12 protein-coding genes and 1 other annotated feature are annotated in these 13,849 nt (G+C 41.3%); of the genes, 7 read left to right on the forward strand and 5 right to left on the reverse strand.

The window, feature by feature from the left end; translation table 11 throughout:
* The first annotated feature begins 16 nt into the window (after positions 1-16).
* From resB to AYJ08_RS06670, 6 genes are all read left to right on the forward strand, one after another.
* On the forward strand, positions 17-1,678 hold the full coding sequence (gene resB, locus AYJ08_RS06645; protein WP_064017068.1) for a cytochrome c biogenesis protein ResB: 1,662 nt from the start codon (positions 17-19) through the stop codon (positions 1,676-1,678).
* Between the two features lie 18 nt (positions 1,679-1,696).
* Positions 1,697-2,923 carry a c-type cytochrome biogenesis protein CcsB gene (gene ccsB / locus AYJ08_RS06650; RefSeq protein WP_082890889.1) on the forward strand — a complete coding sequence of 409 codons (1,227 nt, stop codon included), beginning with the start codon at positions 1,697-1,699 and terminating at the stop codon, positions 2,921-2,923.
* A gap of 143 nt (positions 2,924-3,066) precedes the next feature.
* Positions 3,067-3,780: a response regulator transcription factor gene (locus AYJ08_RS06655; RefSeq protein WP_031414445.1), complete on the forward strand. Its 714-nt coding sequence runs from the start codon at positions 3,067-3,069 to the stop codon at positions 3,778-3,780.
* Positions 3,781-5,559, forward strand: a complete 1,779-nt coding sequence (locus AYJ08_RS06660; RefSeq protein WP_064017069.1) for an ATP-binding protein — start codon at positions 3,781-3,783, stop codon at positions 5,557-5,559.
* 42 nt (positions 5,560-5,601) lie between these two features.
* The gene (locus tag AYJ08_RS06665; RefSeq protein WP_064017163.1) at positions 5,602-6,738 is read left to right on the forward strand and encodes an HAD family hydrolase; all 1,137 of its coding nucleotides are present in this window, start codon (positions 5,602-5,604) and stop codon (positions 6,736-6,738) included.
* A gap of 205 nt (positions 6,739-6,943) precedes the next feature.
* Positions 6,944-8,209 carry an MFS transporter gene (locus AYJ08_RS06670; RefSeq protein ID WP_064017070.1) on the forward strand — a complete coding sequence of 422 codons (1,266 nt, stop codon included), beginning with the start codon at positions 6,944-6,946 and terminating at the stop codon, positions 8,207-8,209.
* Between the two features lie 147 nt (positions 8,210-8,356).
* On the opposite strand, the gene AYJ08_RS06675 is transcribed toward AYJ08_RS06670, so the two are convergent.
* The 4 genes from AYJ08_RS06675 to AYJ08_RS06690 form a co-directional block, all read right to left on the reverse strand.
* On the reverse strand, positions 8,357-8,635 hold the full coding sequence (locus AYJ08_RS06675; protein WP_031414448.1) for a hypothetical protein: 279 nt from the start codon (positions 8,633-8,635) through the stop codon (positions 8,357-8,359).
* 15 nt (positions 8,636-8,650) lie between these two features.
* Positions 8,651-9,931, reverse strand: a complete 1,281-nt coding sequence (locus AYJ08_RS06680; RefSeq protein WP_064017071.1) for an ArsB/NhaD family transporter — start codon at positions 9,929-9,931, stop codon at positions 8,651-8,653.
* A 127-nt stretch (positions 9,932-10,058) separates the two neighbouring features.
* Positions 10,059-11,648 (reverse strand): phosphoglycerate dehydrogenase, encoded by a 1,590-nt coding sequence (serA, locus tag AYJ08_RS06685; protein ID WP_064017072.1) that lies wholly within the window; start codon positions 11,646-11,648, stop codon positions 10,059-10,061.
* The gene (locus tag AYJ08_RS06690; RefSeq protein WP_064017073.1) at positions 11,641-12,795 is read right to left on the reverse strand and encodes a pyridoxal-phosphate-dependent aminotransferase family protein; all 1,155 of its coding nucleotides are present in this window, start codon (positions 12,793-12,795) and stop codon (positions 11,641-11,643) included. The genes serA and AYJ08_RS06690 overlap by 8 nt, the downstream gene beginning before the upstream one ends.
* A gap of 110 nt (positions 12,796-12,905) precedes the next feature.
* Positions 12,906-13,145 (reverse strand) — a binding site (T-box leader).
* Between the two features lie 270 nt (positions 13,146-13,415).
* Here AYJ08_RS06690 and AYJ08_RS23435 point away from each other — a divergent pair.
* On the forward strand, positions 13,416-13,580 hold the full coding sequence (locus AYJ08_RS23435) for a hypothetical protein (protein WP_157452814.1): 165 nt from the start codon (positions 13,416-13,418) through the stop codon (positions 13,578-13,580).
* On the opposite strand, the gene AYJ08_RS06695 is transcribed toward AYJ08_RS23435, so the two are convergent.
* Entirely contained in the window at positions 13,577-13,786 is a 210-nt protein-coding gene (locus AYJ08_RS06695; RefSeq protein ID WP_064017074.1) for a ferredoxin, read from the reverse strand. The genes AYJ08_RS23435 and AYJ08_RS06695 overlap by 4 nt on opposite strands.
* Positions 13,787-13,849 lie beyond the last annotated feature (63 nt).

Genomic DNA, 13,849 nt, shown 5'->3' on the forward strand with positions numbered 1-13,849 from the left:
AAGCGAGGACACGAACATGGATCAGAGAAAATGTGAGTGCGGACACACCAACCCGGTGGGGACGCTTTTGTGTGAATCCTGCGGTATACCTCTTTTGCAATCTGTTAAAGAGATAGATGAAAAGAAAGCGTTTCCTGATATGCGTTATGAAGGAACAGCGCGTCGTTCCCAGACTTATTCCACCACGGTGGTGGACAAAGTCTGGAACTTCTTTTCTTCTGTAAAAATCGCAATCATCATAATAATCATTACCTTAGTGATGGCAGGAATTGGGACGATCCTACCGCAGTTGGAATACGTACCAGTCCCGTTGCTGGATGAACCAAGCAAAGCTTTGTTTTACGAACAAACATACGGTTTTTTTGGCAAGGTATATTACGCCTTAGGTTTTCATGAGATGTATGGGTCCTGGTGGTTTGTTACCTTACTGGTAATGATAGGAATATCATTGGTTATTTGTAGCTTAGACCGGGTAATTCCACTGTACAAAGCTTTGAATAAACCACGTTTGAATCAGCACCTGTCGTTTTATAAAGGGCAGAAATTACATGCTGATACGGTATTGCCTGAGGGACTTTCTGTTGAAGAAAAGCTTGAACAAGTCCAGAGCTGGTATAAGAAAAAAGGCTATCGCGTTTATCGGGAAGGTAATTCCCTATTAGGAGAAAAAGCAAGATTTAGCAGATGGGGTCCTTATGTGAATCATATTGGACTGATTATTTTCTTGTTAGGTGTTTTGCTGCGTGGCGTCCCACAATTCTTTTTAGAGGATGCGATTTGGGTGCGTGAAGGGCAAACCGTAAAAGTGCCGGGAACAGAGTTCTATATTGAGAATTTAGATTATAAGACTGAATATTATACAAAGGATGAATTTGCTGAAGATCTTCCTTTGCAAGAAGGGCAAGTAATCCCGAAGAATTACCAGACTGATGCCGTTTTATACAAAAATGAAAATGAAGGGCTAGCAGGAGCCAAGCCCAAATTGGTGGAGGTCAAGAGAGGATCAATTACTGTTAATCATCCGTTGACTTACGAGGGTATCCTTTTATATCAATTGGATCGTCGGGAACAAATGCTGGGTGCTCTTAATTTTGATTTGTATGATGCCAAAGAAAAAGAAAAAAGAATAGGTTCGTTCAAAATTGATTTGTATGAGCCGAAAAAGGAACAAAAGGTAGGCAATCATTACGTTGTTCGTGTCATGGATTATTTCCCAGATTTTGAGTTGGGCAAAGATGGATTACCAACGACCAAAACGATTTTACCAAATAATCCGATGGTTGCATTGGAAATTATTGATTCCAAAACAAATGAGAGTGAACGATTAGCATACGTAGCCGGTGGTTTTATTGAAAATACAAAATCGCCTCGCTTCATTTTAGAGGTACATAAGCCTGACATCATTGATTCAAGCGGCTTATTGGTGCGTAAAGATACGATGATTCCGTTAATCTACTCCGGGGCTTTTATTACGATGATTGGGCTAGTCATGGGCTTCTATTGGCAACATCGCCGTATATGGGTGCATGTTACAGATCACGAGATGTATCTAGCTGGTCACACCAATAAAAACTGGTTTGGTTTGCAACAAGAAGCTAAGAACCTGGTGAAACAATTGGAGTTGCCATTGGAACTCATTCTTGAACAAGATAAACAAAAATCGAAGAAGAAAGCGTAAAGAAAGGGGTTCTCACGATTGATACAGGTAAGTAGCAATCTATTATTGATGGCCTTTGTGTTGTATTTGATCGCTACGATCGTATTTGCAGTAGCAATCACGGGAAAACGTTGGTCTAACAGGGATGCAAAGGCGCACCAGGCACGATATGCAAAGATTGGCGTGGGAATCACTGTAATCGGATTTTTAGGCCATTTGGGGCAATTTATCATAAGATGGATCGCGTCTGGACGTATTCCTACCAGTAATATGTTTGAATTTATCTCCTTTTTGTCAATATGTATTGTAGCCGCATTCTTACTGCTTTATTACATCTACAAATTAGGAGTGCTTGGTGCCTTCGCGATGCCGCTAGCAGCTATTATGCTAGCTTATGCCAGTGTATTCCCTAAGGAGGTCACGCCACTTATTCCACCGTTGCAAAGCTACTGGTTAAAGATTCATGTAACGACAGCAGCGCTTGGGGAAGGAATTTTGGCGGTTGGTTTTGCTGCGGGGCTCATGTACTTAATTCGCACCATTCCACAAATCAAAAAGTCAGCAAGCACCTTTTGGCTGGAATTTTCCATTAGTGTTGTTTTAATGATGGTTGGATTCATTGTTGTTTCGGCATCCTTTTCCTCACCAAGCTTAAGAACAACCTTTGAGTTTCCGGTTTATGACGAAAATAATCCGGCTATTGTTAAAAATATGCAGCAGGTTGAGTATAAATTGCCGGCAATTGTGGCACCACAAGAGTATAAAATCATCAAAGAAGGTCCAATCAAACCATTATTTGAAGCGCCCACCTTTATGCATGGGAAGGATGCGGCTCGTAAATTTAATACGATGATCTGGTCTGTGCTGTCAGGACTTGTGTTCTATGGATTGCTTCGATTGATTTTACGTAAACGGATTGCAGCAGCGATCCAACCAGCTTTAGAAGACATTGATCCAGAGCTCATTGATGAGATCAGCTACCGTGCCATTGCCATTGGATATCCCATTTTCACTTTAGGAGCGCTTGTTTTCGCCATGATCTGGGCAAATGAAGCATGGGGTCGCTTCTGGGGCTGGGACCCGAAAGAGACATGGGCATTGATTGTATGGCTGTTTTACAGTGTCTATTTGCACCTACGTCTATCGAAGGGATGGATTGGAGAAAAATCTGCTTGGATGGCAGTACTAGGGTTTGTTATTATATTAGTAACACTGGTTGTAGTAAATTTGGTGATCGTAGGCTTGCACTCTTATGCAGGTGCTTAACTCTAAAAATTTGCTAACAAGTTAAAAAAGCTGGTTGCACGCCAGCTTTTTACTTGTACTATCAAGATGTATAGGCTATTTTAGATAAGTAGGTTGTACTCATTTTAACAATTAATTTCAATGTTGTAGCAGAGGTGATCTGGGTGGAGAAAGAAAGAATCCTCATCGTAGACGACGAAGAAAGAATCCGTCGCCTGCTAAAGATGTATTTGGAGAGAGAGAATTACTATATTGATGAGGCAGAGCATGGAGAAGAAGCCTTGGATAAGGCTTTAAATCAAGATTACGATATTATCTTGCTCGATCTGATGCTGCCTGGTATGGATGGAATCGAGGTTTGTACCAAAATTCGTGAGCAAAAAGCGACGCCAATCATCATGTTGACGGCTAAAGGAGAAGAAACGAATCGTGTGAATGGTTTCGAGGCTGGCGCAGATGATTATGTAGTAAAGCCGTTCAGTCCGCGTGAGGTTGTATTCCGTGTGAAAGCGATTTTACGTCGTTCTTCTGCTACTGCTTATTTAAAAACGGATACGGTATCCAGTCATTCCATTCTGGTTTTTCCAGAGTTAACAATTGATCATGATGCTCATAAGGTCACCGCAAATGGTGTTGAGGTAAATCTGACTCCAAAAGAGTATGAGTTATTGCATTATTTAGCATTATCTCCAGATAAAGTATTTACGCGGGAAGAATTACTAAAAGATGTTTGGCACTATGATTTTTTCGGGGATTTGCGAACCGTGGATACGCATATCAAACGCCTGAGAGAAAAGCTAAACAAAGTATCTCCTGACGCTGCTCAAATGATTTCAACCGTTTGGGGCGTAGGTTATAAACTCGAGGTGCCAAAATAAGTGGATAATATACTGCGAAGTGTTGTCGGAAAGCTTTGGATGACAATCATAGCGTTATTCGCGGTGGTACTTACGATTTTCAGCCTCCTGCTAGTTCAGTCCTTTGGCAGTTATTATCTGAAAAAGCAGTCGGCTGATTTAGCTCTTCTTGGAACAAAAGTTGCTGTCGATCTGGAAACTGTGCGTGATCAAAAAGAAATGCTGAAGATGGCTTCCAAAATCTTGACAGTATACCATACAGGTCTGCTTGTTGTGGATGAGCAAAAACGCGTTCTTGCTCATGAAGCGACGGATGAAAAGCAACCGTCCCTTACGCTGGATAAGCTGTTAAACAGCGGAGAATTTCCTATAGCTGATGCTTTTGCAGGAAAGCAGGTTGGCCCTAATCGTTTGATTTTTGGAGATAAAGCTTCAGACAGTCTTGAACACACACAGTTTCTGGCTATGGCTATTCCTTTTTCCTTTGATGGGAAACAAAATTCGGCACTTATTTTATATCAAGCCATCCAAGAAGTGAATGGTACTTATCTCGAGATTAGACAGCTTATTTTTGTTGTAGGTGTCATTGGATTTATTTTAACAACGGTATTCGCGTTCTTTCTATCTTCGCGCATTACCTCACCATTGCGTCAGATTAAGCAATCTGCTCAACGCATCGCTGAAGGAGAATTTAATACGGAAATACCGCTTCGATCTACTGATGAAATCGGTGAGCTAGCTGCTGCCTTTAACGTCATGACACTGAAACTCCGTAATGTAGTAAATGCTCTGTCGCATGAAAAGGAGCAAATGGCAACTGTTTTACGTAGTATGATTGATGGCGTTATCATGCTGGATCAAAAAGGGCGTGTCGTTTTAACAAATCCTCAGGCAGAAGATTTTACTCGGGACTGGGCGTATGAAAATCAAGGCCGTCCTTTACCGATTCAGGAATTGTATCAAAAAATGTTGCTATCGGAACAAGAAGTAATGGAAGATTTTGAAGCACAAGGGCGTTTCTGGTCTGTTGTGATGGTACCGCTATACGATCACAATCAAGTTCGAGGGGCTGTCGCTGTACTGCGGGACATGACTAAAGAGCGGAAACTGGACAAATTACGCCAAGACTTTGTTGCAAATATTTCGCATGAATTACGAACACCTCTGTCTATGCTACAGGGTTACAGTGAAGCCATTGTAGATGGCATTGCTTCCACTCCAGAGGAACATAAGGAGCTTGCTAAGATCATTTATGATGAATCAGTTAGGATGACGAAGCTAGTAAATGAATTACTAAGCTTGGCTCGTATGGAAGCAGGGCATGTGGAGCTCCATGAAGAAGTAACAGAGCTTCTTCCTTACTTCGAACGTGTGTTACGCAAATTTGCCAACAGAGCGGCAGAACGTAATATCGAAATCCAGCTTGATAGGCAAACGGATTATGACGCAATTTCCTTTGATCCGGACAAAATGGAGCAGGTACTGACTAATTTAATTGACAATGCTATTCGTCATATTCCTGACGGTGGACTTATCACTGTTCGTATAAAGAATGAGGATGCAGGAAAAATAACCATTGAGGTAATCGATACAGGCAGTGGAATTCCTCAAGAGGATTTGCCATTTGTTTTTGAGCGTTTTTACAAAGCAGATAAAGCTCGAACGCGTGGTCGAGCTGGAACTGGATTAGGTTTAGCAATTGCAAAAAATATTGTAGCAGCCCATAACGGAAAAATTTCTGTCCAAAGTAAGATGAAGGAAGGAACAACCTTTACCATTACAATACCAGTCATCACATAGAGAGAGAGTAAGATGGATGAGAGAATGGAGTGTTTTTTGGGGATGAACAAAACGATTTTATTTGATGTGGATGGTGTATTTTTAAGCGAAGAGAGATATTTTGACGCCTCTTCTCTGACCATTTGGGAAATGCTATTTAGCGAAAAATATATCGGAATAGAAGGTCAGGATTTCACACCGGCACCTGAAGAAAAGTTGATTAGACGTGTCCGTACCGAGATTTTTGCAAATGACCAAGTGCTGACCTTTCTGAAGGCTCAAGGTATCAACTCTAACTGGGATATGGTGTACTTAGTTGTTTCATACCATCTTATTTGCCTTGTTGCAAAATTACAAGAAGCGAAGCAAGAAGAAGTTCGTGAGCTGTTAACGAATCAGATTGGGCGAGCGGAGATTAAAAACATTCAAGCTTTGCTGAAAGAAGCAAATCTTTCCTTTGTACCTGACTATGCGGCTTTTGTTTCTGATTTTGCAAAAGGAAATGTAGAGAAGAGCGAAATGCTACTCTATCTCAACCAAATTGCTTATGAAAAATGTGGAATAGCAACGAACATTTTTGCGCGTACGAGCACGCTGTGGGAACTATGTCAGGAGACATTCCAAGAATGGTATTTGGGCGACGGACTGATTGCTGATTCCATTGGCAGAGCGGCCCATCAGGTAGGGAAAAGAGGATTTTTGTCAGACGAAATTCCGATCATTGAACCAGCCGTTATGAGAGAAGTGCTACAAGGCTTACGTGATCGTGGGTATCGTTTAGGAGTAGGCACAGGACGTCCTTCAATCGAAACGTATGTTCCACTAAAAGAGCTTGGCATTTTAGAGTTTTTTGACCCGGATTGTATTGTAACAGCCTCGCATGTATTGGAAGCTGAACAGCAATTCCCAGAAACTGCCCCGCTCTCTAAGCCTCATCCATACTGTTACTTTCAAGGTTATTTGACTAGAGGAAAAGGTGTTTCCGCCGCGCTTTCCTGCCAGCTAACAGAGGAAGAACGTAAGAATTTGCTAATTGTTGGAGATTCTGTTGCTGACTTAATGGCAGCTAGATCAATTGGTTGTCAGTTTGCAGCCACTTTAACAGGGTTAACAGGAGAGGAAGCACGGGAGAAATTTGAAAAAGCGAATGCAGAATTTGTTTTGCGTGATGTAAGCGAGATTGCAGCAATCGAGTTTTAATCGAAATTGGATTGAGAAAGAGCATGTGAGCAACTACGGTTGTATTCATATGCTTTTTTTTATCATAGACAATAAAAATGGAGACATTTACCTCTAATAACGAAACAAATAAAAGGAATAGTAAAAAAAAGTATGTGCTAAAGGAGGAAACCCACATGCTCATCATCTCCATTTTTACTTTTGGAAAGGTCATTGGCTAATCAATATGGAAGACAAAAAAACATGGGACCTTATTTCTGTAGCATCAATTCCTCTAGTCATGACACTGGGTAATTCTATGCTTATTCCGGTTTTGACCATAATGGAAAAAAAACTCGGGATTTCCTCTTTGCAGTCAAGTATGCTTATTACTACGTATTCTGTGGTAGCCATTCTACTTATACCGCTAGCCGGTTTTTTATCAGATCGTATGGGAAGAAAAACAATAATCGTACCGAGTTTGTTGATTGCTGGCTTAGGAGGACTTCTTTCAGGCTGGGTTGCGTGGAAAATGGCTAATCCTTATATGATGATCCTAGTGGGTCGTACCTTACAGGGAGTAGGAGCAGCTGGAGCGTTTCCTATTGTTATGCCACTAATTGGGGACATGTACCGAAATGACAAGGAGGTTAGCGCTGGTCTAGGTATCATAGAAACATCCAATACCTTTGGTAAAGTGCTATCTCCCGTATTAGGTGCTTGGTTGGCTTCGTTGATCTGGTTTTTACCTTTTTTTGCAACCCCTGTCTTTTGCCTACTTTCTCTTTTACTAGTAGCCTTTTTTGTGAAAGCGCCAAGAGAGCAACAAAAACCAAAAAGCTTCGGGGAATATAAAAAGTCCATTCGGGCTATTTTTCATGCAGAGGGGCGTTGGCTGTATGCGGTATTTGCGATCGGATGTATCTCCATGCTTGTATTATTTGGCGTGCTTTTTCATTTATCGTCGGTGCTAGAGGATCAGTATAAGTGGGAAGGCATAAAAAAAGGGCTTGTGCTAGCCATACCATTAGCTTCCCTGTGTTTCGTATCCTATGTGACAGGGAAAGTAATTGGTGAAAATAAGCTGTTGATGAAATGGTTGTCCACTTCGGGAATGTTGGTCCTGCTAGTCAGTATGGTTCGGATTAGCCTTAGCCAGCCGAGCATATATCTGTTTCTGATACTTTTATGTGCCGGTGGGGCAGGGATAGGGGCGACACTTCCAAGTTTAGATGCTCTGTTGACGGAACGCTTTGAAAAAACAGAGAGAGGAACCATTACAGCATTGTACAATAGCGCACGGTTTGTTGGAGTTGCCATAGGGCCGCCTTTATTTGCCTATTTGATTGCATTTTCGCATCGTGTATTATTTCTGACGGTAGCGGGAATCTGTTTAGTGGCAGTAATTCTTTCCTTATTTGCTATTAAACCAGCAGGGAGAGGGACCACAAAGAAAGAACATAGTAGTTCTGAGTCAAGTATTATAGGCAGAAAGCGTAAAGCAAAAACGTAACGAGCAGAGATATAACAGATACCTAGCTTAAAAAACCAAGTGTTCATATTGGTTTAGTTGATAAATTGCAAAAAAGCCAAGGCAATAGGTGTACCTTCCTACGCACTTGGCTTTTTTACTACGGAATATAATTCTTTTGGATTCCTATTATTCGTTCCAATGCAGTGATTCTAGACAATGAAAACGGAAGGCTTCCGTTAAAAATTTCAGATAGTAATCATTGCGAACGATAATTTCAAAGACACCTTGCTGATCTGTATAAAATAATGCGTCTGTATAGTCTTTATCGTTGTTTAGATAATTACGCAATTCTTTGATACGATCACGCATTGCCTCTGATTTTATTTCTACACGAAAGGTAACATCCTTCTCGTTAGGGGTTTCTTCAATGTGGATGGCTGTTTCATTAAACGTATACGTAACCATGATTCTTCCTCCTTATTAAATGAAATAAACCAAATACAGATAAAGATTAGACATCAAGATGGAAAGAAGCATGAGTGGGAAAGCGATCTTCATGAAGCCTAGAAAGCTAATGCGATAACCATCCTTCATGGCCAATCCAATCACAATAACATTAGCACTAGCGCCGATTACTGTTCCATTTCCACCTAGACAAGCTCCAAGTGATAAACTCCACCAAAGAGGTTCTATATTTTCTATACCCAAATGGCCTAAGCCTTTAATCAAGGGTATCATCGTCGCTACAAATGGAATATTATCGACGAAGGCTGATGCTATCGCACTTAACCAGAGAATAAGAAAAGCTGAGCTCATAGCCTCTCCACCTGTTAGTGACATAACTTTCTTCGCCAGTAAATCAATTACTCCTGTTTCTACTAATCCACCAACCAGAATAAATAGCCCTACAAAGAAAAACAGGGTTGTCCATTCTATCTGTAACAAGGCATCCTCTAAATAATTTTCTCCCGTTATCAATAATAAGAAAAATGCACCTGTTAAAGCGATAGTAGCCGTTTCCAATCCTAGTAGATCATGAATAACAAAGCCTGTGATGGTAATACCTAGCACAATAAGGGATTTTACTAGTAAACGGATATCGGTCAGTTCTTCCTTTTCATTCAGTTCCATAATTTTGTCTTGCAGGTCTGGAGTTGTCACTAACTGCTTACGAAAAATGAAATACAATAAAGTAAGCGTTACGAGCATAATGAGGATGACGATCGGAGCCAGATTTGTTAGAAAAGCCATGAAGTCTAGCTTGGGAACAGCACTGCCGATCATAATATTGGGAGGGTCACCAATTAATGTTGCGGTGCCTCCAATATTAGCGGCTAAAATTTCACTTATCAGATAGGGAATAGGGTTTACTCTAAGGGAATGAGCGATACTAAAAGTAATGGGAACAATCAGTAAGACAGTGGTTACGTTGTCTAAAAAAGCGGAAGCCAGCGCTGTAATCAAGCTAAGATAGATAAGAATCACGGCGGGTCTGCCCTTCGCTAATTTAGCAGCTTTAATCGCCATATACTTAAAAAGGCCAGTTTGAGAAGTGATTGCCACTAAGATCATCATGCCAATCAACAGCCCAAGCGTATTAAAATCAATGTAATGAAGCGCATGCTCCTGGCTGACGATGCCTGTTATAATCAGCAGGACAGCACCAACCATTGCAATAATGGTTCGATGAATTTTCTCACCTATAATACATGCGTACGTGAAAAGAAAGAACGTAAGCGCAAGATAGGCCTGGCTGCCCATTCTGATTTCCTCCTAGCTTTAATGTATATACTTGAAATATATTTTTGGAGAAAACAGCCAAAAAGGCAGAATCTCTACCAGTTTGGCTGTTTACAGGTTCATCTATACTTTACCTAGATTCTTCTGGTTATAACTCAATTTGCGTTACGCTTGAGATTTCAAGGGATTGACCTAGTTCATCCAAGAGCTCAGTGCTGAGTGGTTTATCAACTGTCAGCATCATAATGGCATCCCCACCTACATCTTTGCGGCCGACCTGCATGGTGGCAATATTGACACCATTTTGTCCAAGCACGCTGCCAACATATCCAATAACACCTGGACGGTCATGGTGCTGAACGTACAGGAGATAGCCTTGAGGCTGTACATCAATGGTGGATTGATCAATTTTGACAATTCGGTCACCAAATCCATTTAAGCGCGTGCCAGCAATCGTTCTTGTCTCTAGATTGGAGCGAAGTGTCACGGTAATTAAATTGGTAAAACCACGGGATATTGTTGACTTTTCTTCCGTTACAGAGATATCCCGCATTTTTGCTAGGTAGGGTGCATTAATGTAGTTAACTTCGGCACCTAGTCGATAAGCTAATAAGCCTTTTAAAATCGTGCGAGTTAAGGGAGAGGTGCTCATCTCAGATAATTCGCCGCTATACGTAATTTTCACTTCTTGTAATGCACCGATTGTTAGTTGAGCTAAGAATTGTCCCAATTTTTCTGATAGGGAGAAGAAAGGCTGTACTCGTTCCATTAGATGTGCATCTACAGTAGGTAAATTTACTGCATTTTTGAAAGTTTGATTACGTAATGCCTTGAGTAACTCTTCAGATACATCAATCGCAACGTTTTCTTGGGCTTCCACAGTAGATGCCCCTAGGTGAGGAGTTGTAACAACTCGTGGATGACCTATCAATGGATTATTAACTGGTGGCTCTTCTTCATATACATCAAGTGCGGCTGCAGCAATTAATCCGTTATCTAATGCATGCAACAAAGCCTTTTCATCAATGATTCCGCCACGCGCACAGTTAATCACCCGAGCTGTTGGTTTCATTTTAGCGAACTGCTTGGCGTTTAACAGATGCTTGGTCTCTTTCATTAAAGGAGTATGCACGGTGATAAAGTCCGCTTGTGTCACAATATCATCTACACTGCCGTTTGTTACACCAAGCTTTTGAGCGCGTTCGTCTGTCAAATAAGGATCGTAACCAATTACGTTCATCTGAAAAGCTTTTGCTCGCTTCGCTACTTCGGAACCAATTCGGCCCATTCCAATAATTCCTAAGGTTTTATTGTGAAGCTCTACACCCTGAAAGCTTTTACGGTCCCATGCTCCATCAACCAATTTTTTATGAGCCTGAGGAATGTTGCGAGCGACAGCCATTAACATTGCAAAGGAGTGCTCAGCCGTGGAAATTGTATTACCATCTGGAGCATTGATAACTACAATACCTGCTGCCGTGGCTGCATTAATATCAATATTGTCGACACCAACACCGGCACGACCAATTACCTTTAGTTTCTTCGCTGCATGGATTACTTCAGCAGTCACCTGTGTTTGACTCCGAACCAATAAAGCATCATATTGTTCGATGATCTCAAGTAATTCATCAGGAGATAGAGCTGTTTTTTGTTCAACGATCACATCCTGAGCGTCTAGCAGTTGCTGAATACCTTGTTCACTTAAAGGATCACTTATTAATACGCGAAATTTATCCATGCTGAATCAATACCTCCTGAGCCGCACGTACACCGGCACCTAATGTTATTTCGTAACCAATCTGTTGCAAAGAGATTTCAATAAGTGAAATGACAGTCAATACGTCCTGCGGATCACAATAGCCCATATGACCAATCCGGAAAATCCTTCCTTTTAAATGCTGCTGTCCACCAGCAATGATCACATTATATTTGGTGCGCAATATTTTACGTAGCTCCTCAGCATCAAATAAATCGCCAGGATCTACGGATGTAACAGTAGGAGAGGCGTAAACATCCTCTGTCATTAACGGTAATCGTAATGCTCTCATGGCAGCCCGTGTCATATTTTTCATAAGCTCATGGCGAGCGAATACCTGTGGAAGACCTTCTTCATCGAGCATTGCTACTACTTCCTCTAATCCAAACACAAGGGATACGGCAGGGGTATAAGGCGTTGTCTGATCTGCCATACTTTTTCGATAAGCCTTAAGATCCAGATAGAAGGCTTGAGGAGTGATCTGTTCAATACGTTTCCAGGCCTGTTGGCTAACGGCAATAAAAGCAAGTCCAGTAGGCAGCATAAAGGCTTTTTGTGAACCTGTTACAACGATATCCAGACCCCATTCATCCATTTCGCAAGGCACAGCTCCCAAGCAACTAACCGCATCAACAATAAATAAAGCGTTGCTATGCTTTTTGACGACCCTCGATAATTCAGGTATTGGATTTAAAACACCAGAGGATGTTTCGCAATAGGTAGCAAATACAGCTTTTGCCATCGGATGCTGTACGAGAAAATCTTGCAAGAGTTCAGGGGTAATTGCTTCTCCCCAAGCAACCTCTAAACGGTGAACTTTGATTTGATACCGTTCGCAGATTTTTGCGAATCGTTCGCCAAAAGCGCCGCTAATCGTGACGATTGCTTCATCCCCGGCTTGCAAAGTATTAACTACGCTCATTTCCAAAGCGCTTGTACCGCTTCCGGCAATGACATACACCTGCTGAGCTGTACCGAAAGCCGGTTTTATTTTCTCAGCTACGTCAGAAAGCATTTGAGAAAATTGGCCACTGCGATGACCGATCATGGGACGGTTCATTGCTTGCTGCACACGAGGTGGGATTGGGGTAGGGCCAGGTATACGTAATATGATTTTCTCTTTAAACATGATTCTCATCCTCCTAAATATATCTCTATGGCTTCCTTACTAGTAGAAATTTTGTCTTTTGAGCATATAAAAAAACTTCTCAGCCTCCCCACTACAAATCACATGATGTAGTGAGGGGCGAGAAGTTATATTCGCGGTACCACCCTCATTTGTTCTTCTTTTCGCAAAAAAGAACCTTACCAGGTAACAAGACCTGAGAGATAACGGATCATCCGTTCAAACCTACGACCGCAAGCGGGCTGGGTTTGCCAACTCGGAAGTGCTCATCTCTTAAAGGAATCACCGGTTCGCAGCACCCACCGGCTCTCTGAGGATTTCCTGTAAAAGCATCTCTTCGTCAAAGTTGTTTTGTATGTAGCTGTTAAAGTTAGAACTTACTTTATCACCGTACAACAGTAGCGTCAAGAAGAAAAATTGAAAAAGAAAGAACATTGGTTTTACGTACTGTCACTGTTGTTCGTAAATAAGTGAAGAAGATACATAATCGTGTTGTAAAAACAGGTGAATGTACGGTTTTTGTGATATGAAGAAAAAAGGAGTAATGAGTAGAAAACGAGAGACAAATGGTAGAAAATAATAAAAAATGAGAGATTGTTCAACCGAGGATGAGAGAGTCAAAAATGAAAATGTTATGGATAAATATTCGGATTTTAGCAAGCAAGCTTTGCTTAAAAAAAGAAAATTTTATTGAGATAAAACAAGGTTTGGACAGAAGAAAAACCACCCACACTGCTAAAGCAGAGATAAGTGGTTTTGGTCTTCCTTATTTGATTGCAATCGATTAATCGTCGATTTTAATAGAGTCAGTTGGGCAACCGTCTGCTGCATCACGAACATCATCGTGCAGGATCTCAGGGATCTCAGCAGTGTTTGTATTGTCGTCAATCGTGTTGAACGCCAAACCTTCATCGTCGTAATCAAATACATCAGGAGCTGTGGCGCCACAGGCCCCACACGCAATACAGGTATCTTTATCTACCCATGTAGTCATTATGGTTTCACCTCCTGCCCCTTGATAGTACGTCCAGCTTACACAATTATTGTATAATTACTT

This window comes from Brevibacillus sp. SKDU10, from assembly GCF_001645205.1.
In the GTDB taxonomy this organism is placed as follows: Bacteria; Bacillota; Bacilli; order Brevibacillales; family Brevibacillaceae; genus Brevibacillus_B; species Brevibacillus_B halotolerans.

Bases quoted from the DNA above. Each gene is read 5' to 3' on its own strand.
- AYJ08_RS06665 (WP_064017163.1), top strand. From the start codon at position 5,602: ATGAACAAAACGATTTTATTTGATGTGGATGGTGTATTTTTAAGCGAA.
- AYJ08_RS23435 (WP_157452814.1), top strand. From the start codon at position 13,416: ATGAAAATGTTATGGATAAATATTCGGATTTTAGCAAGCAAGCTTTGC.
- serA (WP_064017072.1), bottom strand. From the start codon at position 11,648: ATGGATAAATTTCGCGTATTAATAAGTGATCCTTTAAGTGAACAAGGT.
- AYJ08_RS06695 (WP_064017074.1), bottom strand. From the start codon at position 13,786: ATGACTACATGGGTAGATAAAGATACCTGTATTGCGTGTGGGGCCTGT.
- resB (WP_064017068.1), top strand. From the start codon at position 17: ATGGATCAGAGAAAATGTGAGTGCGGACACACCAACCCGGTGGGGACG.
- AYJ08_RS06670 (WP_064017070.1), top strand. From the start codon at position 6,944: ATGGAAGACAAAAAAACATGGGACCTTATTTCTGTAGCATCAATTCCT.
- AYJ08_RS06680 (WP_064017071.1), bottom strand. From the start codon at position 9,931: ATGGGCAGCCAGGCCTATCTTGCGCTTACGTTCTTTCTTTTCACGTAC.
- AYJ08_RS06690 (WP_064017073.1), bottom strand. From the start codon at position 12,795: ATGTTTAAAGAGAAAATCATATTACGTATACCTGGCCCTACCCCAATC.
- AYJ08_RS06675 (WP_031414448.1), bottom strand. From the start codon at position 8,635: ATGGTTACGTATACGTTTAATGAAACAGCCATCCACATTGAAGAAACC.